Here is a 23,386-nt window from a genome sequence, read left to right as displayed (position 1 = left end):
TCGCATATTGAGGAAAGAGCGGCAGGCCGAGCCCTGAGAACGGCGGGTGCCGAACACCCCACCGGGCTTCCGCCTGCCTCAGGTCGACTCGATGCGCTCGACGATCCGCTCGCACAACTCGTGGGTGCGCAGGGCGTCGTGGGCGTCGAGGGTCTTGCCGGCCCGCACGGCGTCGAGGAACGCCAACACCACCTGCTCGATGCCGCGTTGGCGGGCGACCGGCACCCAGTCGCCGCGGCGGCGGACGGTCGGCTGGCCGCGGTGGTCGATCACCTCGGCCAGGTTGTGGACCGCGCGCTTGGAGTCGGCGCCGGAGACCTCCAGGATCTCCTCGGTCGAGCCGCTGAGGCGGTTCATGATGCCCAGGGCCGTGAAGCCGTCGCCGGCCAGCGTGAGGACGACGTGCTCGACCAGGCCGTCGCGCACCCGGGAGCGGACGTCCACATGCTCGATCTCGCCGGGGGCGAGGAAGCGCAGGGTGTCGACGACGTGGATGAAGTCGTCGTAGACGAGCGTCCGGGCGGCCTCGGGGAGGCCTTCGCGGTTCTTCTGCAGCACGATCAGGTCGCGCGGGCGCTCCTTCGCCTGGGCGTAGCCGGGCGCGTGGCGGCGGTTGAAGCCGACGGCGAGGGAGCGGCCGGTGCGGTCGGCGAGGGTGACGAGGCGGCGGGCGCCGTCGAGGGTGTGGTCGAGCGGCTTGTCCACGTACACGTCGACGCCGGCGCTGAGCAGCTGCTCGACGATCGGGACGTGCTGGTCCGTCGCGGCGTGGACGAACGCGGCCCGGATGCCGCTGCCGATCAGCTCGCCGAGGTCGGTGAAGCGGTGGGCGGGGTCGATCCGGTGGGCGTCGCCGAGGCGGTCGAGCTTGGCGCGGTCGCGGGTCATCAGGCGCAGGTCGAGGCCGGGCAGGGTGGTGAGCACCGGGAGGTAGGCCTTCTGCGCGATGTCGCCGAGGCCGATCACCCCGACCGGGAGCGCGGCGTCGGACGTGGCGGTCTCGCTCATGGGGACTCCTGCCTGTACGGACGGTCATCGGCCAGGCCCACCCTACTGGCCGCGCCCGGCGGGCTCAGGCGCCGGTCGCGGCGGCCTCGGCGAGAGCGTCCAGAACCGGCCGGATCAGCGGATGGCCGTCCGCGCCGGCCCGGACGGCGGCGAAGACCCGGCGGGTGGCGAGCTCGCTGTCCACCGGACGGACGGCGACCTGCCCGAGGTCGACGCCACGCAGCGCCGAGCGCGGCACCAGGGCGACGCCCGCGCCGGCGGAGGCGAGGGCGACGACGGCCCGGAAGTCGTCCGAGGAGTGCACCAGGCGGGGCTGGAAGCCGGCGTGCTCGCAGGCCAGCAGGACGACGTCGTGGCAGGGGTTGCCGGGGTAGGGCCCGATCCAGGGCTCGTCGGCGAGGTCGGCGACGGCGATCGGGCCCCGGCCGGCCGCCAGCGGGTGGCCGAGCGGCAGGACGGCCTCGAACGGCTCGGCGTACAGCGGGACGCGGGTGAGCCGGGCGTCGTCGGCGCGCGGGGCGCCGCGGTACTCGACGGCCACCGCGAGGTCGGCCCGCCCGTCGAGGACCATCGGCAGGCTGGCGTCGCCCTCGGCGTCCAGCACCTTGAGCCGGACGCCCGGGGCGCGCTCGGCGAGCAGGCCGATGGCGGGGGCGAGGACGAGGGCGATGCCGGTCGCGAAGGAGGCGACGGTGACCTCCCCGGCGACGCCGGCGCTGTACGCGGCGAGGTCGGCCTCGGCGCGCTCCAGCTGGGCGAGGACGGCGTCGGCGTGGCCGAGCAGGATCTCCCCGGCGGCGGTGAGCCGCACGCCCCGGCCCTCGCGGGCGAGCAGGTGGTGGCCGGTCTCCTGCTCCAGTGCCGCCAGCTGCTGGGAGACCGCGGAGGGGGTCAGGTAGAGGGCCGCCGCTGCCGCGGTCACGGTGCGGTGGTCCGCCACGGCCCGCAGGGTCCGCAGCCGTCGTGCGTCGATCACACGCCAATTCTGCCAGCGCGCCGCGGTAGTCCCGTCCCGCGGCCGCCGGGCCGGACCGGCGATCTTGCAAACTCCGGTATGTGGCAAGCCTGTTGGCAATGTTTGCGCCAATCTTCACGCTCGGACGTTGACCTTCCGCGGGAAGCCCGCTTGGCTCTCTCCGGGCCGGCCGTGGGGGTGCACAGTGCGGTCCGGCGTCGTCACCAGGGGAGGAACCCGCATGACCACGAACCGATCGAGGCGCCGGCTGCTGCGCGGCGGCGGCTCTTTGCCGGCGGCCGCGGTGCCGGCCGGCACCGCGGCACCGGCCGAGGCCAGGCCGCCGAAGGGTGACACCGCCCGGGTGAGCGTCGGCCTCGACGGCGCCCAGCCGGACGGCGCCTCGAACGCGCTGGGGCTGAGTGCGAACGGCCGCTACGCGCTCTTCTCGTCCAAGGCCACCAACCTGGTGCCGGGCGACACCAACAACGCTTTCGACGTCTTCCTCCGCCGCCTCTGACCCCGGTTCCGGCCCCGTGACGCGCCCCCGGCTCTCGCACCGGAGCCGGGGGCGCCCCCGCTCGAAGTCCCGTCCCGGACACGATCGTTGACGTAACCGCAAACGGGAGCGGGACGCCGGTTCGAGCCGGGGTCCCGCTCCCGCGCGGGAGGGTGGGGCAGATGGTTCTTGGTGCCCGTGGCCGGTCCGGTTCCGAGCGGACCGGCCACGGGCGGTTCAGGGGCGGCCCGGCGCCCGGACGGGGGCGCGGGCCGGTCGGGTCACTCCCCCAGCGCGGCGCGCGCGTCGACGAAGGCCGCGACGGCGCGCTCGACGTCCTCGGTGGAGTGGGCCGCGGACAGCTGCACCCGGATCCTGGCCTGGCCGTGCGGGACCACCGGGTAGGAGAACCCGATCACGTACACGCCGCGCTCCAGCAGGAGTTCGGCGAGCCGGCCCGCCTTGGTCGCGTCGCCGATCATCACCGGGGCGATCGGGTGGTCGCCGGGCAGGATCTCGAACCCGGCCTCGGTCATCTTCGTGCGGAACAGCGCGGTGTTGGCCGCCAGCCGCTCGCGCAGCTCGCTGGAGCGCTCGACCAGGTCGAGGACCTTGAGCGAGGCCGCCGCGATCACCGGGGCGAGCGAGTTGGAGAACAGGTACGGGCGGGAGCGCTGGCGCAGCAGGGCGACGATCTCGCGGCGGGCGGCGACGTAGCCGCCGGAGGCGCCGCCGAGCGCCTTGCCGAGGGTGCCGGTGATGATGTCCACGCGGTCCATCACGCCGTGCAGTTCGGGGGTGCCCTTGCCGTTCGCGCCGACGAAGCCGACGGCGTGCGAGTCGTCGACCATGACCATGGCGTCGTAGCGGTCGGCCAGGTCGCAGATCTCGCGCAGCGGGGCGACGTAGCCGTCCATCGAGAACACGCCGTCGGTGACGATCAGGCGGCGGCGGGCGTCCTGGGTGTCCTGGAGCTGCTTCTCCAGGTCGGCGAGGTCGCGGTTGGCGTAGCGGTGGCGGCGGGCCTTGCTGAGCCGGATGCCGTCGATGATGCTCGCGTGGTTGAGCGCGTCGGAGATGACGGCGTCGCGGTCGTCGAGCAGGGTCTCGAAGACGCCGCCGTTGGCGTCGAAGCAGGAGGAGTACAGGATGGTGTCCTCCTGGCCGAGGAAGGCCGAGAGGCGGTCCTCCAGCTCCTTGTGGACGTCCTGGGTGCCGCAGATGAAGCGGACCGAGGCCATCCCGTAGCCCCAGCGGTCCAGCGCCTCCTTGGCGGCGGCGAGCACCTCGGGGTGGTCGGCCAGGCCGAGGTAGTTGTTGGCGCAGAAGTTCAGCACCTCGCCGGGGCGCCCGCCGCCGGTGACGGTGACGGCGGCGCTCTGCGGGGTGCCGATCACCCGCTCCGGCTTGAAGAGGCCGGCCTCGCGGATCTCGTCGAGGGTGGCGGCGATGTCAGCGCGCACGTTGTCGAACACGAGCAGACTCCTAGTCGAATCGGCGGGGCTCAGGCGGTCCAGTCGAGGATGATCTTGCCGCAGTTGCCGCTCGCGGCGTCGTCGAAGGCGGCCTCGAAGTCGGTGGCGGCGTACCGGCCGGTGATCACCGGGCTGAGGTCCAGGCCGCCCTCCAGCAGCACGGACATCGCGTACCAGGTCTCGAACATCTCGCGGCCGTAGATGCCCTTGATGGTGATCATCGAGGTGACGATCGAGGCCCAGTCCACCGGGAACTGCTCGGCGGGCAGGCCGAGCATGGCGATCTTCCCGCCGTGCGTCATGTTGGCGATCATCGACTGCATTGCCTCGGGGCGGCCGGACATCTCCAGGCCGACGTCGAAGCCCTCGCGCAGGCCCAGCTTCTGCTGGCCCTCCTCGATGGTGTGCTCGGCGACGTTGAGCGCCAGCGTCACCCCGACCCGGCGGGCCAGGTCCAGGCGGTACGGGGAGACGTCGGTGATCATCACGCTGCGGGCGCCGGCGTGCTTGGCGACGGCGGCGGCCATGATGCCGATCGGGCCCGCGCCGGTCACCAGCACGTCCTCGCCGACCAGCGGGAAGGACAGCGCGGTGTGCACGGCGTTGCCGAAGGGGTCGAAGATCGCGGCGACGTCCAGGTCGACCGGCACCCGGTGCACCCAGACGTTGGAGGCGGGCAGGGCCACGTACTCGGCGAAGGCGCCGTCGCGGTTGACGCCGAGGCCGATCGTGTTGCGGCACAGGTGGCGGCGGCCGGCCTGGCAGTTGCGGCACTTGCCGCAGACCAGGTGGCCCTCGCCGCTGACCAGGTCGCCGACCGCGATGTCCGCGACGCCGGCGCCGATCTCGGCGACCTCGCCGACGAACTCGTGGCCGAGCACGAGCGGCGTCTTGACGGTCTGCTGCGCCCAGCCGTCCCACTTGCGGATGTGCAGGTCCGTGCCGCAGATGCCGGTCCGCAGCACCTTGATCAGCACCTCGCCGGGGCCGATCGCGGGCTTCGGGACGTCCATCAGCCAGAGTCCGGGCTCGGCCTTCTGCTTGACGAGTGCCTTCACGGGCGACGGCTCCTGACGTGCGAGTGGGGCGGCCTGCGGGCGTGGGCAGGCCGACGGGGCCCGGAGCGGCCGTTCCTGGCAGCCGCACCTCCGGGCAGGCAGCAATCTGCCTGGTGGGAGGGGGTGCGGTCCATCGAGGAATTCTTAAGGGCGACCACAGCTGGGCTGAACGATCGTGCCCGAGCCGGGCCCGGGGGCGGCTGCGGCGTGCCGGTGCTCACCCGTTCGGCGGAGCGCGGGGCGGCGGTGGCGACACCAGCCCAGGACGTGCCTGACCGTCAGATACCCAGCACCTGGCGGAGATCGTACGAGACCGGCTCCTCCAGCTGCGCGTACGTGCAGCTCTCCGGCGTGCGGTCCGGCCGCCAGCGGCGGAACTGCGCGGTGTGCCGGAAACGGCTGCCCTCCATGTGGTCGTACGCGACCTCCACCACCCGTTCCGGCCGCAGCGCCACCCAGGACAGGTCCTTGCCCCCGGTCCACCGGCTGACCGCCCCCGGCAGCCTGCCCTCCGCGTGCGCGGCCTCGTCCGCCCAGGCGCCCCAAGGGTGTTGGGCGAGGTCGGTCATCCGCAACGGCGCCAGCTCCTCGGCCAGCTCGCGGCGGCGGGCCATCGGGAACGCGGCGCAGACGCCGACGTGCTGGAGCCGCCCCTCGGCGTCGTTGATGCCGAGCAGCAGCGAGCCGACCACCGGGCCGCTCTTGTGCTCGCGGTAGCCGGCCACCACGCAGTCGGCGGTGCGCTCGTGCTTGATCTTGAACATGGTCCGCTCGCCGGGGCGGTACGGCTGGTCCAGCGGCTTGGCCACCACCCCGTCCAGCCCGGCGCCCTCGTACTCGGCGAACCAGCTCTGCGCCAGCGCGCGGTCGGTCGAGGCCGGGGCGGTGAACACCGGGTCCGCGGCGCCGCCGAGCGCCGACTCCAGGGCCGGGCGCCGCACCGACAGTGGCTCGTCCAGCAGGGAGACGTCACCGAGGGCGAGCAGGTCGAAGGCGACGAAGGAGGCGGGCGTCTTCTCCGCCAGCAGCTTCACCCGGCTCGCGGCCGGGTGGATGCGCTCCAGCAGTTCCTCGAACCGCAGCCGGCCGTCCCGGGCGATCACCACCTCGCCGTCCAGCACGCAGCGCGGCGGCAGCTCCTGCTTGAAGGCCTCGACCAGCTCGGGAAAGTACCTGGTCAGCGGCTTGCCGGTGCGGCTGCCGAGCTCGACCTCGTCCCCGTCGCGGAACACGATCGAGCGGAAGCCGTCCCACTTGGCCTCGTACTGCATCCCCGGCGGGATCTTGGCCACCGACTTGGCGAGCATCGGCGCCACCGGCGGCATCACGGGCAGGTCCATGCCTTCGATCCTCGGCCCAACCACCTCGGGGCGCGCGCCGGGCGCGGCGCGCTTAGCGTGAGAGGCATGGGCTCCGCCGTGGAACTGGATGTTGCCGGGCGCACCGTCCGCTTGTCGAACCCGGACAAGGTGTACTACCCCGAGCGCGGGTTCACCAAGCTGGACGTCGCGCAGTACTACCTGGCCGTCGCCGACGGCGTGCTGCGCGGGCTGCGCGACCGGCCGACCACGCTGCAGCGCTTCCCCGACGGGGTCGAGGGCGAGTTCTTCTACCAGAAACGCGCCCCCAAGGGCCTGCCGGACTGGCTGCCGACCGCCCGGATCAACTTCCCCAGCGGCCGCTCCGCCGACGAGATCTGCCCCACCGAGCCCGCCGCCGTCCTGTGGGCCGCCAACCTCGGCTGCCTCACCTTCCACCCCTGGCCGGTCCGGCGACACGACACCGACCACGTCGACGAGCTGCGCGTCGACCTCGACCCGCAACCCGGCACCGACTTCCGCGACGCCGTCCGCGCCGCCCACGAACTGCGCGCCCTGCTGGCCGAGTTCGGGCTGCGCGGCTGGCCCAAGTCCTCCGGCGGGCGCGGCCTGCACGTGTACGTCCCGCTGGAGCCCTTGTGGACGTTCACCGACGGCCGGCACGCGGTGATCGCGCTCGGCCGGGTGCTGGAGCAGCGGATGCCCGGGCGGGTCACCACCGCGTGGTGGAAGGAGGAACGCGGCGAACGGATCTTCGTCGACTACAACCAGATGGCCCGTGACCGCACCATCGCCTCCGCCTACTCGCTGCGCGCCCGCCCCCGCGCCACCGCCTCCACCCCGCTGCGCTGGGAGGAGCTCGACGACGCCTCGCCCGAGGACTTCGACCTGCGGACCGTCCCCGCCCGGTTCGCCGAACTCGGCGACCTGAACGCGGAGATGGACGGGACGGCGTACCGGCTGGACGCGCTGCTGGAGCTGTACGAGAAGCAACTGCGCGACGAGGGCCTCGGCGAACTCCCGTACCCGCCAGACCATCCCAAGGCCGAGGGCGAGCCGACCAGGGTCCAGCCCAGCCGGGCGCGGAAGACGTAGCGTCCGCGCCGATCGCGGCTGGTGTCGATCGCGGCTGGTGTCGATCGCGGCCGGCGTCGATCGCGGCCGGTGACATGATGGCGCGGTGCCGTTCGACCACAATGACCACTACCACCGCCTGCTGCTGCGCCAACTCCCGCCCGGCGCCCGCAGAGCCCTGGACGTCGGCTGCGGCACGGGCACCTTCGCCCGGCGGCTCGCGCGGCGGGGCGTGGACGTGGACGCCGTCGACCGCGATGCGGGGGTGATCACGGCGGCGCGGGGCGTGGCCGGTACCGGGCGTCCCGGGCTTCCCGGGCCTCCCGGGCTTCCCGGGCGGGTCAACTTCCGGCAGGCGGACGTCGCCGCGCTCAGCCTGCCGCCCGGCACGTACGACTACATCTCCTGCCTGGCCAGCCTCCACCACCTGCCGCTCGACACGCTCCGGACGCTGCGGGACGCGCTGGCGCCCGGCGGGGTGCTGGTGGTGCTCGGGTGCTACCGGGAGGCGTCGGCCTGGGACCGGGTGGTGAGTCTGGCGGCGGTGCCGGTGAACGCGGTGTGCCGGGTCGGGGTGTTCGTCCGCGAGCGCTCTGTTGGTCGGGCCGTTTCTCGGGCGTCCGTTTCTGAGGCGTCCGTTTCTCCGCCGTCCGCGCCGACGATGGCCCCGGCCGGGTCGTTCGCCGAGGTCCGGGCGTACGCGGCGGAGCACCTGCCGGGGCACCGGATGCGGCGGCTGCTGTTCTGGCGGTACCTGCTGGTCCACCGGACGCCGTCCGGGCCGCGGTGATCAACTACCCTGGGCGCCTTCAACGGGCGACGGAGGGGTACGCATGGGCGCGCGGGGGCTGGCGGGGATCCTGGCGGACGCGGCGGGCGGGATCTTCCCGCCATCGGACGGCTCGGTGACGGTCGTCCCGCAACCGTCCGAGCGCGAGGCCGGGGTGCTGTCGTTCTCCGCCCACGCGGTGGTCTTCACGGACGAGGACCCGGCCTGGGTGCACGAGACGCTCGCCGCGGTGCCGAGCGATCCGCTGGCCGCGCCGCTCTGTCCGCCCTTCCTCACCGCGTTCGCCGAGCGCACCGGGCGCATCGTCAACAACATCGACCTGCTCACCGTCGCCCACCGCCTCCCCGGCCCGCCGCCGGTCTCCTTGGCCCCGGTCGAGGACCGCGAGCACCCGCGCGTGGTGCGCGCGCTGCGCTACCGCGAGGACGTCCGGGTGTTCACCGCCGACGGCGGCGTCCTCGTCCTCGGGCGCGGCGTCGCCGGCCGCTGGGAGGCCGCCATCGAGGTCGACCCGCAGGCGCGGGGCCGCGGCCTCGGCCGGGCGCTGGCCACGGCGGCGCGGCACCTCCTGCCGGAGGGCGACGTGATCTGGGCGCAGCAGGCGCCGGGCAACGCCACCAGCGTCCGGGCCTTCCAGGCCGCCGGGTACAAGCCGGTCGGCGCCGAGACACTGCTCGTGGTGGGGCGGCCGTGACGTCGCCGGGTTCCTCGGCGGGTTCCTCGGCTTCCTCGGCCTCCTTGGCTTCCTCGGCTTCCTTGGCTTCCTTGGCTTCCTCGGCTTCCTTGGCTTCCTTGGTTTCCGTGCCGGAGGACGTCCGCGCCCAGCTGGCCGTCCGCTTCGGCCCGTCCGCCTCCGCCTGGTGCGACGCGCTGCCGTCCGTCGTCGACGGGCTCGCCGAACGGTGGGGGCTGACCGTGGCGGCGGCCGGGGGCGGCGGGACGGCCCGGGTGTTCCGCTGCACGGACGGCGCCGGCGCCACCGTCTGGCTCAAGCTCACGCCGGACCAGCAGGTGGCGGCCGAGGAGGAGGCCGCGCTGTGGGCGTGGTCGGGGCTGCCGTCCGTGGTGCCGCTGCTCGCGCACGACCCGGCGACGGGCGCGCTACTGCTGGCGGGGGTGGCGCCGGGGACGACGCTGCGGGAACGGTCGTGGCGGCTGGAGGAGGTCGCGGGGCTGCTGACGGCGCTGCGGTCCGTCCCCGTGGCCGGAGTGGCGCTGCCGTCGCTCGCCGAGCGGGTGGACTTCCTGTTCGACCTCACCGAGCGGCGCGCCCCCGGGGTGGTCCCGCCATCGGCGCGGGCGGCCGCCCTGTCGCTCGCGGCCGGTGGCCCCGTCGCGCTGGTCCACGGCGACCTGCACCCCGGCAACGTCCTCGACGGCCCGGGCGGGCCGGTCGCCATCGACCCGCGGGCGAGGCTCGGCGACCCGGACTTCGACCTGGTCGACTGGGTGCTCGACGGCGTGACCGAGCAGGCGTCGCTCGAAGCGCGGATCACCGAGCTGTCCGCCCTCGTCCCCGGCTCCGACCCGGCCCGCACGCTGGCCTGGTGCCGGGCGACCGCCCCGGTCATCGTCGCCCCGCGGCTCGCCGCCGGGCGCGACGACGCGGGCACGGCGTTCCTGGCGCGCCTCGCCGGCCTGTCGGCGCGCCTCACCGGCCTGTCATAGCCGGCAGGAACCAGCAGACGCCGCCGAACACCGTCAGTGCTTCTCGCAAACGGGTGGCGGGTACGGGTGCGTACCCGTACGCTGGCAGTGACCGAAGGGAGCACCCCATGGCTGACGCCAACATTCGGATTCCGGCCGAGGCTCGCGACCGGCTCGCCGCGATTGCGGCCGCCGAGCACCTGTCGCTGCGCGCCTACCTCGCCCACCTGGCCGAGACCCTGCTCACCCCCGACGAACGCGCCGAGCGCGCCGAACAGGCCCGCGCCGCCCTCAAGACGTGGAACGGCTACGACCCCGACCCCGCGCACACCGAGCAGCTGGACGTCGAACTCGACCGGCGCCTGGCCCGGGCGGCGACCCGGTGACCGAACTGCACGTGGTCCTGGACGACACCGCCATGGTTGCAGCCGGCCGCGGCAACCTGCTGGCCTCCCGCCTCATCCACCGGGCCCACGCCGAGCCCGGCTGGTACCTCTACGCTCCCGCCTGCGCCCTGGTGGAAGCCGACCGCGCCCGACCCGGCACGGCCGAGCACCTGGCCGCACTGCCCGGCGTCACCGTCCTCGACCTCGACCTCTCCGCCGCCCTGACCGTGGCCGCCGACACCACCTGGGCCCAGGCCCACACCCGCTACGCCGCCTCACCCACCGCGGACCGCCCGGACGGCGCGATCATCGCCACCACCGACGCCGGGCGCTGGACCGGCCACCCCGTACGGATCATCGACCTCAGCCCCTGATCGGACCCGCCGGTCCTTCAGCCCACGCGGGCGCCCGCAGGGGCCAGGTCGGCGATGATCCGTACCGCGTCGTCGATCTGCGTGTCCGTCAGGTCACCTCGGGCGGTCAGGCGCAGCCGCGAGATCCCGTCCGGGACGGACGGCGGGCGGAAGCAGCCGACCGCGAGGCCCGCCCGGCGGCAGTCGGCGGCCCAGGCCACGGCGGCCTCCGGGCCCGGGGCGCGCACGGACACCACAGCCGCGTCCGGCTCGCAGGCGTGCAGGCCGGCCGCTGTCAGTCGGGCCGCCAGCGACCGGGCGACCTCGCGGGTGCGGTCGGCGCGCTGGGGCTCCGCGCGCAGGAGGCCCAGGGCGGCGAGGGCGGCGCCGGCGGCGGCCGGGGCGAGGCCGGTGTCGAAGATGAAGGTGCGGGCGGTCTCCGTCAGGTGGCGGATGACCCGGCGGGGGCCGAGGACGGCGCCGCCCTGGGAGCCGAGCGACTTGGAGAGGGTCACCGTCGCGACGGTGTCCGGCTGCCCGGCGAGCCCGGCCGCTGCCAGCGCCCCACTCCCGCCCGGGCCGAGGACGCCCAGCCCGTGCGCGTCGTCGACGAGCAGTGCGGCGCCGTGCGCACGGGCGGCGGCGGAGAGCGCGGGCAGCGGGGCGGCATCGCCGTCCACCGAGAAGACGGAGTCCGTCACGACGAGCGCCCGCCTCTGCGTCCGCTCCCCGAGCACTCCCCGCACGGCCTCCGGGTCGCTGTGCGGAACCCGCTGGACGTCCGCCCGCGCGAGCCGGCAGCCGTCGATGAGCGAGGCGTGGTTGTAGGCGTCGGACACGATGAGCGTGTCCGGGTCGGTGAGCGCGGTGAGAACGGCCAGGTTGGCGGTGTACCCGGACGAGAACACCAGCGCGGCCTCCGCCCCGCAGAACTCGGCCAGCTCCTCCTCAAGTTCCGTGTGCAGCGCGGTCGTCCCGGTGACCAGCCGCGACCCGGTCGAGCCGCCGCCCCACCGCAGCGCGGCGTCGGCCGCGGCCCGGGTGACGACCGGGTGCCGGGTCAGCCCGAGGTAGTCGTTGCCGGCCAGGTCGAGCACCGGGTCCTCGGCCTCGCGGCTGCGCAGCGTGCGGGTGAGCCCGGCATCGGCGCGCAGCGCGGCGGCCTCGTCGAGCCAGTCGAAGACGTCCGCCGGGGCGAGGACGGAGGGGTGCGGTTCGGACGCGAGGGGGTGGGCCATGCCCGGCACTCTGGCACGCCCGCCGAACACCGGGCAATGTGCGCCTGGGCACATGATCGGCATCTCCAGCCGGCCGGGATCTACAAGGGAGCGGCAAGGGAGCGACAACGGATCGGCAAGGGCTCGACAAAGGGATCTGCGGAGGGATCGACAAGGGGAAGGCCGAGGGCCCGGAAGCCCCGGGCTTTGCCCGGGGTGGCGGCGAACAGGCAAGATAGCCGGGTGACCCTCCTTGATCTGATGCCGAAGCCCGCCACGCCCGACGCGCTGTACGAGACCTTCGCTGCCTGGGCGGAGGAGCGGGGGATCACGCTGTACCCGGCGCAGGAGGAGGCGCTGATCGAGCTGGTGTCGGGGAACAACGTGATCCTGGCGACGCCGACCGGTTCGGGCAAGAGCCTGGTGGCGGCGGGGGCGCACTTCGCGGCGCTCGCCGAGGGGAAGCGGACGTTCTACACCGCCCCGATCAAGGCCCTGGTCTCGGAGAAGTTCTTCGACCTGGTCAAGATGTTCGGCACCGAGCAGGTCGGCATGATGACCGGCGACGCGAGCGTGAACCCGACCGCGCCGATCATCTGCTGCACGGCCGAGGTGCTGGCGCAGATCGCGCTGCGGGACGGTACCCGGGCGGACATCGGCCAGGTGGTCATGGACGAGTTCCACTTCTACGCGGAGCCGGACCGCGGCTGGGCGTGGCAGATCCCGCTGCTCGAACTCCCGCAGGCGCAGTTCCTCCTCATGTCCGCGACGCTCGGTGACGTGCGCCGGTTCGAGGAGGACCTGACCCGCCGCACCGGCCGTCCGACCACCGTCGTCCGCAACGCGACCCGCCCGGTGCCGCTGTTCTACGAGTACCGCCGCACCACCCTCCACGACACCCTGGAGGAGCTGCTGCAGACCGGCCAGGCCCCGGTCTACGTCGTGCACTTCACGCAGAAGGAGGCGGTGGAGCGCGCGCAGTCGCTGATGAGCATCAACATGTGCTCGAAGGCGGAGAAGGACGCCATCGCCACGCTGATCGGCAACTTCCGTTTCACCACCAAGTTCGGCCGCAACCTGTCCCGTTTCGTGCGCCACGGCATCGGCGTGCACCACGCGGGCATGCTGCCGAAGTACCGTCGGCTGGTCGAACGCCTCGCCCAGGCGGGCCTGTTGAAGGTCATCTGCGGGACGGACACGCTCGGCGTCGGCGTCAATGTGCCGATCCGCACGGTGCTGTTCACCGCCCTCTCCAAGTACGACGGCACCCGCGTCCGCATCCTGCGCGCCCGCGAGTTCCACCAGATCGCCGGACGCGCCGGCCGGGCCGGGTTCGACACCGTCGGCCAGGTGGTGGCGCAGGCGCCGGAGCACGTGATCGAGAACGACAAGGCGATCGCGAAGGCCGGGGACGACCCGAAGAAGAAGCGCAAGCTGGTCCGGAAGAAGGCGCCGGAGGGCTTCGTCGGCTGGACCGAGGAGACCTTCGACAAGCTGATCGCCGCCGACCCGGAGCCGCTGGTCTCCCGCTTCAAGGTCAGCCACGCGATGCTGCTGTCGGTGATCGGCCGCCCGGGCAACGCCTTCGAGGCGATGCGCAAGCTCCTCACCGACAACCACGAGGACCGCTCCGCCCAGCGCCGCCACATCCGCACCGCGATCGCGATCTACCGCTCGCTGCTGCAGGGCGGCGTGGTCGAGCGCCTGCCGGAGCCGGACGCCGAGGGCCGGATCGTCCGCCTGACGCTGGACCTGCAGGAGAACTTCGCGCTCAACCAGCCGCTCTCCACCTTCGCCCTGGCCTCCTTCGAACTCCTCGACCCGACCTCGCCGTCGTACTCGATGGACGTGGTGTCGGTGGTCGAGGCGACGCTCGACGACCCGCGCCAGATCCTCGCCTCGCAGCAGAACAAGGCGCGCGGCGAGGCCGTCGGCGAGATGAAGCGCGACGGCATCGAGTACGAGGAGCGGATGGAGCGGCTCCAGGAGATCACCTACCCGAAGCCGCTGGAGGAGCTGCTCACCCACGCCTACGAGGTGTACCGCCGGGCGCACCCGTGGATCGGCGACCACCAGCTGACGCCGAAGTCCGTGGTCCGCGACCTGTACGAGCGGGCGATGACCTTCTCCGACTACGTCGGCCACTACGATCTGGCGCGCACCGAGGGCATCGTGCTGCGCTACCTGGCGGGCGCGTACAAGGCGCTGGAGCAGACCGTCCCCGAGGACGTCAAGACCGACGACCTCAAGGACGTCATCGCCTGGCTCGGCGAGCTGGTCCGCCAGGTCGACTCCAGCCTGCTCGACGAGTGGGAGCAGCTCGCCAACCCGACCGAGCCGCAGGCCCCCGAGGTGGCGCTGGACGACAAGCCGGCGCCGGTCACGGCGAACGCGCGGGCGTTCCGGGTGCTGGTGCGCAACGAGATGTTCCGCCGCGTGGAGCTGTGCGCGCTGGAGCACTACGACGAACTCGGCGACCTGGACGGCGACTACGGCTGGGACGCGGACCGCTGGGCGGACGCCATGGACGGGTACTGGGAGGAGTACGACGACCTCGGCACCGGCCCGAACGCGCGCGGCCCGAAGATGCTGATCATCGAGGAGGAGGACTCCTCCTGGCGGGTCCGGCAGATCTTCGACGACCCGGAGGGCGACCACGACTGGGGCATCAGCGCCGAGGTCGACCTGTACGGCTCGGACGAGGAGGGCCGGGCGGTGCTGCGGGTCACGGCGGTGGACCGGCTGGGCGGCTGACGGCTGACGGCTGACGGCTGACGGCTGACGGCTGACGGCTCGTCAGTTTGCCTACGGGGGCCCGGCTTTGCAGTTGCCGGGCCCCCGTTTCGCGCTTGACGGGCCCCTGTTTCGTTCTTGCCGGGCCCCTTCGCGCTTGCCCGTTTCGTGGGTGGATTACATCCAGACGAACTGCGAGCCCGCCGAGTACGACACCGCGCGGGTCGCCTCGTCCAGGATCTGCTCGGGGGTGGGGGCCGGCGAACCGGACGGCGCCGGCGTCGCGGCGGGCGGGGTGCTCGGGGTCGCCCCCGGCGTGTGGGTCTGGCCCTCGGGGAGGCGCGAGCTGGTCACCGTCACGTAGTGCCCGACCGCCTCGACCCGCGGCTCGGTGCCGGGCTTGGGAGCCGCACTCGCGGAGGGGGCCGGCGCCTCGTTGGCGTCGGGGAGGATGAAGGCCAGCGCGCCCGGCTTGGCGCGCAGTGCGTCGGCGGCCTTGACGGCGGTGGCCTGGTCGGCGAATCGCAGGACGGTGACGCTGCTGAGCACCGGCTTGTCCTGACCGGTGAAGCTCACGGTGAGGTAGGCCTGGCAGCCGCTGTTCTTCAGCAGCTCCTGGCCGCGGTCCTGCTGCGCCTCGACGCAGTTCTCGCCGCGCCGCACGCCGTTGCGCTTGCCCTTGTAGGCGCCCATCTCGATCAGGCGCTGGGACGGGAAGTACGTCTCGACGTTGAGGGCCTCGGGGTCGGTGGGCGGCGGCGGGGCGCCCACGACCGGCGGCGTCTTGGTCGCGTCCTTGCTGGACGGACCGAGCCCGGGTATGAAGTCGCCGGGCGTCGGCCGGGTGATGATCCAGCCGCCGGCGACGACCACGCCCACGACGACCGTCCAGCCCACCATCCGGCGGGCTGTCAGCCGCCCGCCCCGGTACGCGCCGGCGCCGCCGCCGAATCGCCGCCCTGCCCGGCCTTCCTGGCCGTCTCCCGGAGTCGGGGTGCGCTCCCCCTGCGTGGTCATGGCGCAGATTCTAAGCAACCGTCGGGTGGCCTGGATCACGGGGTGGGCGGTTGTCGATCATCGTCCGGCGCCGACGCTGAACCGGCGCGGCGCCGGCGAGTCACCGATGCGGCACCGGTGCGGCACCGGTGCGGCACCGGTGCGGCACCGGTGCGGCACCGGTGCGGCACCGGCGACTGCTACCGGCGGGTAACCCAGGGTCCGCGCCCCCGTCAAGGGGACTGACCAGCGCCGTAGCCGTGAGCTTCGACACTGTGGTAAGTGGCACATCCTCCTGCCGATCTTCTGGTGGGTTTGCTCTGGCGTCAGCCGAACACCAGCAGGCAGGATCAGCCCCATGGATCTGCTCGATACCCTCACCGCCAAGGGCCTGCGCGGCGAAGCTCCGACCCGCGAAGAGGCTCTGGCCGTCCTCGCCACCACCGACGACGAGCTGCTGGACGTGGTCGCCGCCGCCGGGAAGGTGCGCCGGCGGTGGTTCGGCCGCCGGGTCAAGCTCAACTACCTGGTGAACCTGAAGAGCGGCCTCTGCCCCGAGGACTGCAACTACTGCTCCCAGCGACTGGGCTCCAAGGCCGAGATCCTCAAGTACACCTGGCTGAAGCCCGACCAGGCCGCCGACGCGGCGCGCGCGGGCGTCGCGGGCGGCGCGAAGCGGGTCTGCCTGGTCGCCAGCGGCCGCGGCCCGACGGACCGCGACATCGACCGGGTCACCGACACCATGGCCGCCATCAAGGACGCCGACCCCGAGGTCGAGATCTGCGTCTGCCTTGGCCTGCTCTCCGACAACCAGGCGGAGCGGCTGAAGGCGGCCGGCGCCGACGCGTACAACCACAACCTCAACACCTCCGAGAACACCTACGGCGACATCGCCACCACCCACACCTACGCGGACCGGGTGGACACCGTGCAGAAGGCGCACGGCGCGGGCCTGTCCGCCTGCTCCGGCCTGATCGCGGGCATGGGCGAGACGGACGAGGACCTGGTCGACGTCGTCTTCGCGCTGCGCGAGCTCGGCTCGGACTCCGTCCCCGTCAACTTCCTCATCCCGTTCGAGGGCACTCCGCTCGCCAAGGAGTGGAACCTCACCCCGCAGCGCTGCCTGCGCATCCTGGCGATGGTCCGCTTCGTCAACCCGGACACCGAGGTGCGGATCGCCGGCGGGCGCGAGGTGCACCTGCGGTCGATGCAGCCGCTGGGCCTGCACATCGCGAACTCGATCTTCCTCGGCGACTACCTGACCAGCGAGGGCCAGGCCGGGCAGACCGACCTCGACATGATCAAGGACGCGGGCTTCGAGGTCGAGGGCGCGGGCGAGGCGACGCTGCCCCGGCACCGGGCGGATGTTGCCGCTGCCGCGTCGGGTTGTGGCACCGCGGCTTCGGCTTGTGGCAGCGCGGCCTCGGCGTGCGGCAGCGGGGGCGGGTGCGGTCCGTGCGGCGGACACTCGCACGACGCGCCCGTGTCGGAGACCGCTGACGAGTCGGGCGACTCGGGCGACTCGGCCTACTCGCGCGACTCGGCCGACGAACTGCGCAGCGATCTCGTCAAGGTCCGCCTTCGCGGCGCCGGTACCGAACTCGCCCCCAATGCCTGATAGTTCTGGAGATCTACGCATCATGCCCCAGCTGTCCGCGGACACGCTGCTCACCCTCGACCGCGCCCACGTCTGGCACCCGTACGGCCCGATGCCCGGCACCGTCACCCCGTTCGTGGTGGAGTCCGCGTCGGGCGTCCGGCTGCGGCTCGCCGAGCCCGTCGCGGACGGGCGGCGCGAGCTCGTCGACGGGATGTCGTCCTGGTGGGCGGCTATCCACGGCTACCGGCACCCGGTCCTGGACGAGGCCGTGCGCGACCAGCTGGGGCGGATGAGCCACGTGATGTTCGGCGGGCTCACCCACGAGCCCGCCGTCCGGCTGGCGGCCCGGCTGGTGGAGATCACACCGGAGCCACTGCAGCACGTCTTCCTGGCCGACTCGGGCTCGGTCGCGGTCGAGGTCGCGATGAAGATGTGCCTGCAGTACTGGCAGTCCATCGGCCGCCCGGAGAAGCGCCGGCTGCTCACGTGGCGCGGTGGCTACCACGGGGACACCTTCCACCCGATGTCCGTCTGCGACCCCGACGGCGGCATGCACCACCTGTGGGGCGGGGTGCTGCCCGGGCAGCTCTTCGCGCCGCAGCCGCCGGCCGGTTTCGATGCTCCGCTGGATGCTCAATACGCCTCGAAATTTGAGGAGTTGATGAAGTGTCACGCGGACGAACTGGCCGCCGTCATCGTCGAGCCGGTCGTGCAGGGCGCGGGCGGGATGCAGTTCCACTCCCCCGCCTACCTGCGCATGCTGCGCGAACTCTGCGACCGGCACGGGGTGCTGCTCGTCTTCGACGAGATCGCGACCGGATTCGGGCGCAGCGGCGCGCTGTTCGCCGCCGAACACGCGGGGGTCTCGCCGGACGTGATGTGCCTCGGCAAGGCGATCACGGGCGGATACCTGACGCTCGCGGCCGCCCTGTGCACGAGCGAGATCGCGGACGGGATCAGCCGCGGCGAGATGCCGGTCCTGGCCCACGGGCCGACGTTCATGGGCAACCCGCTGGCGTGCGCGGTCGCCAACGCGTCCATCGACCTGCTGCTGGGGCAGGACTGGCAGGTCGAGGTGAAGCGCCTCGAGGCGGGATTGGTGGACGGGCTCGCTTCTGCTGCCGACATCCCGGGCGTACGGGACGTGCGTGTGCAAGGTGCCATCGGCGTGGTGCAGTTGGACCACCCGGTGAACGTGGTGGCGGCGACGGAGGCGGCAGCGCGGGAGGGTGTGTGGCTGCGGCCGTTCCGCGACCTGATCTACACGATGCCGCCGTACGTGACGGAGGACGAGGACGTGGCACGTATCGCTGCCGCCGTGACCGCTGCGGCGGTGGCGGGATGAGCGCGAGGATCCTGTTCGTCACGGGGACGAACACCGAAGTCGGGAAGACGGTCACCACGGCGGCCGTTGCGTCGGCGGCCCTGCAGGGCGGCCTGCGCGTGGCGATGCTCAAGCCGGGCCAGACGGGTGTCGGGCCTGGCGAGCCCGGGGACGCGGAGGAAGTCCGGCGGCTGGCAGGCGAACTGACGCTCCGTGAGCTGGTGCGCTACCCGGAGCCGCTGGCCCCGGACATGGCGGCCCGTCGGGCAGGCCTGCCGTGCTTGTCCCCCTCCGAAGTGGCTGCTGCCGTAGCAGAGTTGGCTGCGTCGCACGACCTGGTACTCGTCGAGGGCGCGGGCGGGCTGCTCGTCCGGTACGACGAGGACGGGCGGACGCTGGCCGACCAGGCACGGGCGGTACGCGATGCCGGACTGCCGGCCGAGGTGTTGCTGGTCGCGTCGGCCGGACTCGGGACGCTGAACATCGTCGCGCTGTCGGCGGAGGCGCTGGCGGCGCGGGAACTGCCGCTGGCGGGGGTCGTCGTCGGCTCCTGGCCGTCCGACCCTGGGCTCGCCGATCGCTGCAACCTCGTCGACCTGCCGCGCTCGGCCGGTGCACCCCTGCTCGGCGCGCTCCCCGAACGCGCGGGTTCTTCCGCCGACTTCGCCGCGCTGGCGGTCGTCTCCCTGGCGCCCGATCTGGGCGGTACATGGGATGCGAAGCACTTCACGGAGTCGCACTGGCCGGAATGAGCCCGGCTTCGCTCGAACGTGTGATGTCGGCCCCCGAACCATGTGCGGGGGAGGTAGGGCTCAATACCGTTCTTTCCATGACAGATGGGCTGACGGTAGACGAGGCTCTTCGGGCCTTGGCCGCCCTGGAGGCGGCGTGGAAGGACGACGACGAGGCGCTGTCCGCCCTCGCGGAGGGCGGGACGGGCGAGCGATCGCTGCCGGCGCTGGTGGCGGCGTACGGCGAGCACGCGATGGACACGCTGATGGCGCTGGCCTTCGGACTGCGGTCGACGATGAGCGACGAGGAGATCGCGGAACTGTCCGACGCGGTCAGCGCCAACATCGGCGCCCGGATGAGCGCGCTGCTGACCCAGGCACTCAAGGCGTGGGGCGCGGTGGCGGCGCCGGACGACCTGGTGGTGACGAAGGCCATCGCGCACGTGGTCATCGACGCGATGCGCGCGGTGACGGAGGACCCGAACAAGACGGAAGTCCTGCCGCTGCTCGCGACGTTCCGGACGTACGCGCTGAACAACCCCTGAGGCACCATGAGGTGGGGGCTCCAGAGAGCCCCCACCTCTGTCATTTCTGAGTATTCATCCACCACGCCGCAACCGAAAGGCCCCCGGTGGACGAAGCGAGGAAGACGAGAAAGAACACCAGCACGGTTGCCGCGATCGACCCATCAGCGGGCACCGCAAGGGTTGCGGCACCCGCAAGCGCCAAGCTAATCACGGTAATTGCCGCGACGGCCGCAGCTACTGGCGCATTCCCCTGCGGAGGACGAGCACCAGGCGCTCGATGACGTCCGGCCGGGCGCCGCCCAGGTCGATCAGGATGATGCCGGTGGCTTTGGCCGACTGCCAGTCGATGCCGAGGGAGGGGAGTTTCACCTCGGCGGCGTGCAGGACGGCCTGGAGATCGTCGAGGATGTCGGCTGCGTCGCGACGGTCCTCGGCCGTGATCTTGTCGATCATACTGCTCATGGGGCATCTCACTGTTCGGTGTTCGTGATCCAACGGGCTTCGGTGTCCCAAACATCTGAGCGTCTCTCCCCCGGGCTTCGAGCCGAGGCTCGAAGCCCGGGGCAGTAGATCACGGGTGCTGGAGGCCGGGAGACCTCCTGGACGTTGGATGACACGGGCACAGTTCAGGGCAGCTGCGCAGTCGGTCAATCCATCCCGGTCAGCCCAGGACGGTCAGGCCTCCGCCTGCGCCGTCCAGGGATGGGGGTGCCTCCTCTTCTGGGGTGATGTAGCGGCGGCCGGAGAGGCGGATGGCTACTGCGTCGCCGAGTACCAGGCGGTCCGTGGTGTGGAGGGCGATGCGCTCGCCGGGGTCGAGGCGGCGTTCGGTGCCTCGGGTCAGGAGGGTGCCGTTGCCCGAGCCCAGGTCGACTGCGAAGGGCAGCGGGCCCTTCGGTGACTCCTCCAGGGAGAGCATCAGGTGTCGCCGGCTCACCTGTCGGACGTCCTCGGGCGGGCGGAGTTCGGTCGCCGCGAGGTTGACGCCGTGGGTCAGGTCGCCGCGGCCGAGTTGCACTGCGCTGCCCAGGCTGATCGGGAAGCGGAGGAACTCCGTGCCGGTGCGGGCGTCGGAGGCCACGAAGAGGCGGGTGGTCCCCCGTGGGCCGGCCTCCTCCAGTGGGAAGCCGCAGCAGCTGCAGACCACGGTGCCGTCGCGGGCGAGGGATGGCCAGTCGAGCAGCCGGTCCGGCCACAGGAACGCCTTGACGCAGCCCCTCGCGGTGCAGCGCCAGTGGCTGCGCAGGACCCGTTCCTGTGCGGCGACGCTCGGGTCGATGTGCCGGCCGTGCTTGAGGTCCTTGCGCTCCACCGCCAGGGATACGGCGTGGGCCGGCACCCGCCGGATGCCGCTGGGCCGCAACCGCACCTCGCCGTCCCGCAGTTCCCAGGAGAGGAAGCGCGACGGGGATCGCTCGATCCACGGGTGCAGGCGGCGGAGGTCCTTGAACTGGTCCTCGCTGATCACGTGCCAGCCCCGGTCCCGGGCGAGCTCCAGCAGGACCGGGTCGGCGGTGGGCGCGGTCCGCACCTGCCCGACGCGCTCCATCCGCCGGAACGCGCGGGCGTCCTCCGGGAGCAGGGCGCGCCGCAGCGAGTTGTCGGCCACCAGCACCAGCGGACTGTCCGCGCCGTACCGTCGCCGCCAGGCCGAGCACACCAGCTCCAGCCGGTCCAGCAGCGGGAAGTGCCGCCGCAGCGGCGGCAGGCGCTCCGACCAGCAGACGTTCGAAACGTCGACCACGGCGCCGGTGGGGATCGGATTGTCGGCCAGGTAGGGTGCGGCCGGGCCCAACTGCCCTTGTGTCGGCGGCATTTCGTCCATCGCCCTGCGGTCTCCCGTTCAACGACCAGGAGTGCTCAAGCTAGCGAGCCCCCACAGGGACAGCAAGGCACCGCGCTGTCACCGCCCAGGACGCGTGCAGGCGCCTGTGCAGGCCCCCGTCTCGCCGTCGACCAGGCACAGGTGGTCGTGCGCTCCGCAGTCGTCGAGCACCAGCACCCGGTCGCCGAACGGGACGGGGAGCGCGGGCTCCACCGCCCGCCGCCGTGAACGGCGTCCAGTAGGGGTCGTCGACCAGAGCGACCCGATGCGGGCTCTGCCACAGCAACCGGCCGTCGGACCCGGCGTATCGAGTCGTCCAGTTCGAACCGCGGGACATCGGCGTGCTTGCCGGGGTTGGCGTGCAGCGTCTTCTCGGCCGAGCCGAACAGGTCGGACAGCGCCAGACTCGCCTCGCGCGACACCTTCTCGTCGTCCCACTGCACCAGGAACTCCACCGGGACGGTGATCCGCGCGGCGGCGTCGGCCAAGGTCTCCGCCGCGAAGCGGTGGGCACGCGCCACGATGCCGGGGGCCTTCTTGTACGGCGTCCACAGTCACGTTCGGCCGCACGGCGTGACGTCCTACGCGCGGCGCACCTGGACGCCGCACTCCTGGATGGCCCTCTCCTGGGCGTCCGTGAGCCCGTCGTCCGTCACCAGGTCGTGGACGTCGGCGAGCGGGCAGATCGAGGCGAAGGTGACCCGGCCGACCTTGGTGCTGTCGGCCAGCACGACCGAACGCGCGCTGCTGCGCAGGAAGGCGCGGTCGGTCTGGGCCTCCATCTCGTCGTGCGTCGTGCAACCCTCGTGCGCGGTCAGGCCGTCCACGCCGATGAAGGCGAGATCGAAGTGGTACTGCGAGAGCATGCGGTCCGCGGCCGGGCCGACCAGTTCGTAGCTGACCGGCCGGGCGATGCCGCCGATCACGATCAGGCGGATCTCGGGGCGGACGATCAGCTCGGCCGCGATGTTGACGGCGTTGGTCACCACAGTGATCCCGCCGCGCTCGCCGAGGACGCGGGCCAGCTCGGTGGTCGTGGTGCCGCCGGTCAGGCCGACCACGGCGCCTTCCGGGACCAGCTCGGCCGCCGCCCGGGCGATCCGCCGCTTCTCCTCCTGCCGCTTCTCGCTGCGGTGGCGCAGGGGGAGTTCGAGGTTGACGGCACCGGTGACGGCTCCGCCGCGGGTGCGGTGGAGCAGCCCCTGGTCGTGCAGCTCCTGGAGGTCCCTGCGCACTGTCGCGCCCGACACCCCGAGCAGCTCCGAGAGCGCGTGCACGTCTGCGCTCCCCGCCTCCGCGATGTGGGACAGGATCCGGGCGGCGCGATCAGCTTTGAGCATGGACGGAGTGTAGGTCAGGTCTGGGGAGCCCTCCCCGCACCGGGGCTCTGCGGTTGACGGGTACGACCCGTTGATGCGCATATCTGCTCGCTACAATGTCTACATGGTCAGATATGAGCATGCAAGACGCTGCAGTGATCGGAACAGGGCATGACCGCCCCCAACAGCCTTGCCCTGGCCGGCGCCAGGCTGGTCCTGCCCGGCGGCGTCGAGGGCGACCGGATGGTCATCGAGGGCGCGACGATTGCGAGGTTCGGTGGTGAGGCCGCTGTCGGCGACCTGGACCTGACCGGCCACACCGTCGTCCCCGGCTTCGTCGACCTGCACGTCCACGGCGGCGGCGGCGCCTCCTACGCCTCCGGCATCGCCGAGGAAGCCCTCAGGGCAGCCCGCACCCACCTGGAACACGGCACCACCACCACGATCGCCTCCACCGTCACCGGCGAGATCGACGACGTCGCCCGCCAGGCCGCCGTCCTCTCCGAACTCGTCGAGGACGGCATACTCGCCGGCATCCACTTCGAGGGCC

Annotated in this window: 24 protein-coding genes and 1 pseudogene; 13 read left to right on the top strand and 12 right to left on the bottom strand. The window is 72.6% G+C overall.

Annotation, left to right across the window (positions count from 1 at the left end):
- Nucleotides 1-78 precede the first annotated feature (78 nt).
- Both KV557_RS28585 and KV557_RS28580 read right to left on the bottom strand, forming a co-directional pair.
- A complete protein-coding gene (locus KV557_RS28585; RefSeq protein ID WP_218204411.1) occupies nt 79-1,008 on the bottom strand; it encodes a Gfo/Idh/MocA family protein in 930 nt (309 codons plus the stop codon).
- Between the two features lie 64 nt (nt 1,009-1,072).
- Nucleotides 1,073-1,984, bottom strand: coding sequence for a LysR family transcriptional regulator (locus tag KV557_RS28580; protein ID WP_218204410.1), 912 nt, complete (start codon nt 1,982-1,984; stop codon nt 1,073-1,075).
- 220 nt (nt 1,985-2,204) lie between these two features.
- Here KV557_RS28580 and KV557_RS28575 point away from each other — a divergent pair, with 220 nt between their 5' ends.
- On the top strand, nt 2,205-2,483 hold the full coding sequence (locus KV557_RS28575) for a hypothetical protein (RefSeq protein WP_218204409.1): 279 nt from the start codon (nt 2,205-2,207) through the stop codon (nt 2,481-2,483).
- A gap of 260 nt (nt 2,484-2,743) precedes the next feature.
- Here the strand turns inward: KV557_RS28575 and KV557_RS28570 are convergent, their stop codons facing one another.
- From KV557_RS28570 to KV557_RS28560, 3 genes are all read right to left on the bottom strand, one after another.
- Nucleotides 2,744-3,937, bottom strand: a complete 1,194-nt coding sequence (locus KV557_RS28570; protein ID WP_218204408.1) for a glycine C-acetyltransferase — start codon at nt 3,935-3,937, stop codon at nt 2,744-2,746.
- A 29-nt stretch (nt 3,938-3,966) separates the two neighbouring features.
- Nucleotides 3,967-4,995, bottom strand: a complete 1,029-nt coding sequence (gene tdh / locus KV557_RS28565) for an L-threonine 3-dehydrogenase (RefSeq protein ID WP_218204407.1) — start codon at nt 4,993-4,995, stop codon at nt 3,967-3,969.
- A gap of 278 nt (nt 4,996-5,273) precedes the next feature.
- Nucleotides 5,274-6,335 (bottom strand): ATP-dependent DNA ligase, encoded by a 1,062-nt coding sequence (locus KV557_RS28560; RefSeq protein WP_218204406.1) that lies wholly within the window; start codon nt 6,333-6,335, stop codon nt 5,274-5,276.
- 66 nt (nt 6,336-6,401) lie between these two features.
- Between KV557_RS28560 and ligD the strand changes: the two genes are divergently transcribed.
- The 6 genes from ligD (at nt 6,402) to KV557_RS28530 (ending at nt 10,585) form a co-directional block, all read left to right on the top strand.
- Complete coding sequence (gene ligD, locus KV557_RS28555) at nt 6,402-7,409, top strand: non-homologous end-joining DNA ligase (RefSeq protein ID WP_218204405.1); 1,008 nt, start codon at nt 6,402-6,404, stop codon at nt 7,407-7,409.
- Between the two features lie 85 nt (nt 7,410-7,494).
- Complete coding sequence (locus KV557_RS28550) at nt 7,495-8,178, top strand: class I SAM-dependent methyltransferase (protein WP_218204404.1); 684 nt, start codon at nt 7,495-7,497, stop codon at nt 8,176-8,178.
- A gap of 43 nt (nt 8,179-8,221) precedes the next feature.
- On the top strand, nt 8,222-8,872 hold the full coding sequence (locus tag KV557_RS28545) for a GNAT family N-acetyltransferase (protein ID WP_218204403.1): 651 nt from the start codon (nt 8,222-8,224) through the stop codon (nt 8,870-8,872).
- A gap of 107 nt (nt 8,873-8,979) precedes the next feature.
- Entirely contained in the window at nt 8,980-9,846 is an 867-nt protein-coding gene (locus KV557_RS28540; RefSeq protein WP_308130127.1) for a phosphotransferase, read from the top strand.
- Nucleotides 9,847-9,953: 107 nt separating this feature from the next.
- On the top strand, nt 9,954-10,211 hold the full coding sequence (locus KV557_RS28535) for a hypothetical protein (RefSeq protein ID WP_218204401.1): 258 nt from the start codon (nt 9,954-9,956) through the stop codon (nt 10,209-10,211).
- A 5-nt stretch (nt 10,212-10,216) separates the two neighbouring features.
- On the top strand, nt 10,217-10,585 hold the full coding sequence (locus KV557_RS28530; protein ID WP_256178088.1) for a hypothetical protein: 369 nt from the start codon (nt 10,217-10,219) through the stop codon (nt 10,583-10,585).
- Between the two features lie 17 nt (nt 10,586-10,602).
- Here the strand turns inward: KV557_RS28530 and KV557_RS28525 are convergent, their stop codons facing one another.
- Entirely contained in the window at nt 10,603-11,802 is a 1,200-nt protein-coding gene (locus tag KV557_RS28525; RefSeq protein ID WP_218204400.1) for an 8-amino-7-oxononanoate synthase, read from the bottom strand.
- Nucleotides 11,803-12,042: 240 nt separating this feature from the next.
- On the opposite strand from KV557_RS28525, the gene KV557_RS28520 reads away from it, so the two are divergent.
- Nucleotides 12,043-14,535 (top strand): DEAD/DEAH box helicase, encoded by a 2,493-nt coding sequence (locus KV557_RS28520; protein WP_256178087.1) that lies wholly within the window; start codon nt 12,043-12,045, stop codon nt 14,533-14,535.
- 156 nt (nt 14,536-14,691) lie between these two features.
- On the opposite strand, the gene KV557_RS28515 is transcribed toward KV557_RS28520, so the two are convergent.
- A complete protein-coding gene (locus tag KV557_RS28515) occupies nt 14,692-15,531 on the bottom strand; it encodes a hypothetical protein (protein WP_218204398.1) in 840 nt (279 codons plus the stop codon).
- A gap of 337 nt (nt 15,532-15,868) precedes the next feature.
- Here KV557_RS28515 and bioB point away from each other — a divergent pair, with 337 nt between their 5' ends.
- The 4 genes from bioB to KV557_RS28495 all read left to right on the top strand — a co-directional run bounded on the left by bioB (nt 15,869) and on the right by KV557_RS28495 (nt 19,710).
- Nucleotides 15,869-17,128, top strand: coding sequence for a biotin synthase BioB (gene bioB, locus KV557_RS28510; RefSeq protein ID WP_218204397.1), 1,260 nt, complete (start codon nt 15,869-15,871; stop codon nt 17,126-17,128).
- A gap of 22 nt (nt 17,129-17,150) precedes the next feature.
- On the top strand, nt 17,151-18,455 hold the full coding sequence (locus KV557_RS28505; protein WP_218204396.1) for an adenosylmethionine--8-amino-7-oxononanoate transaminase: 1,305 nt from the start codon (nt 17,151-17,153) through the stop codon (nt 18,453-18,455).
- Nucleotides 18,452-19,186 (top strand): dethiobiotin synthase, encoded by a 735-nt coding sequence (gene bioD, locus KV557_RS28500; protein WP_218204395.1) that lies wholly within the window; start codon nt 18,452-18,454, stop codon nt 19,184-19,186. The genes KV557_RS28505 and bioD overlap by 4 nt, the downstream gene beginning before the upstream one ends.
- A gap of 77 nt (nt 19,187-19,263) precedes the next feature.
- Nucleotides 19,264-19,710, top strand: coding sequence for a hypothetical protein (locus tag KV557_RS28495; protein ID WP_218204394.1), 447 nt, complete (start codon nt 19,264-19,266; stop codon nt 19,708-19,710).
- A gap of 216 nt (nt 19,711-19,926) precedes the next feature.
- On the opposite strand, the gene KV557_RS28490 is transcribed toward KV557_RS28495, so the two are convergent.
- The 5 genes and pseudogenes from KV557_RS28490 to KV557_RS28480 form a co-directional block, all read right to left on the bottom strand.
- Nucleotides 19,927-20,154: a hypothetical protein gene (locus tag KV557_RS28490; RefSeq protein WP_218204393.1), complete on the bottom strand. Its 228-nt coding sequence runs from the start codon at nt 20,152-20,154 to the stop codon at nt 19,927-19,929.
- 199 nt (nt 20,155-20,353) lie between these two features.
- Complete coding sequence (locus KV557_RS28485) at nt 20,354-21,517, bottom strand: FHA domain-containing protein (protein ID WP_218204392.1); 1,164 nt, start codon at nt 21,515-21,517, stop codon at nt 20,354-20,356.
- A 78-nt stretch (nt 21,518-21,595) separates the two neighbouring features.
- Nucleotides 21,596-21,730 (bottom strand): hypothetical protein, encoded by a 135-nt coding sequence (locus tag KV557_RS43090; RefSeq protein ID WP_256178100.1) that lies wholly within the window; start codon nt 21,728-21,730, stop codon nt 21,596-21,598.
- An 89-nt stretch (nt 21,731-21,819) separates the two neighbouring features.
- A pseudogene (locus tag KV557_RS43085) lies at nt 21,820-22,005 on the bottom strand (alpha/beta hydrolase); the annotation flags it as partial.
- 93 nt (nt 22,006-22,098) lie between these two features.
- Nucleotides 22,099-22,857: a DeoR/GlpR family DNA-binding transcription regulator gene (locus KV557_RS28480; protein WP_218204391.1), complete on the bottom strand. Its 759-nt coding sequence runs from the start codon at nt 22,855-22,857 to the stop codon at nt 22,099-22,101.
- 150 nt (nt 22,858-23,007) lie between these two features.
- Here KV557_RS28480 and KV557_RS28475 point away from each other — a divergent pair.
- Nucleotides 23,008-23,386 (top strand): amidohydrolase family protein (locus KV557_RS28475; RefSeq protein WP_218204390.1); only part of this gene is annotated, 379 nt, incomplete at its 3' end.

Source organism: Kitasatospora aureofaciens (genome assembly GCF_019192735.1).
GTDB lineage: Bacteria > Actinomycetota > Actinomycetes > Streptomycetales > Streptomycetaceae > Kitasatospora > Kitasatospora aureofaciens_A.
This window is presented reverse-complemented; position numbering and strand designations above follow the sequence as displayed.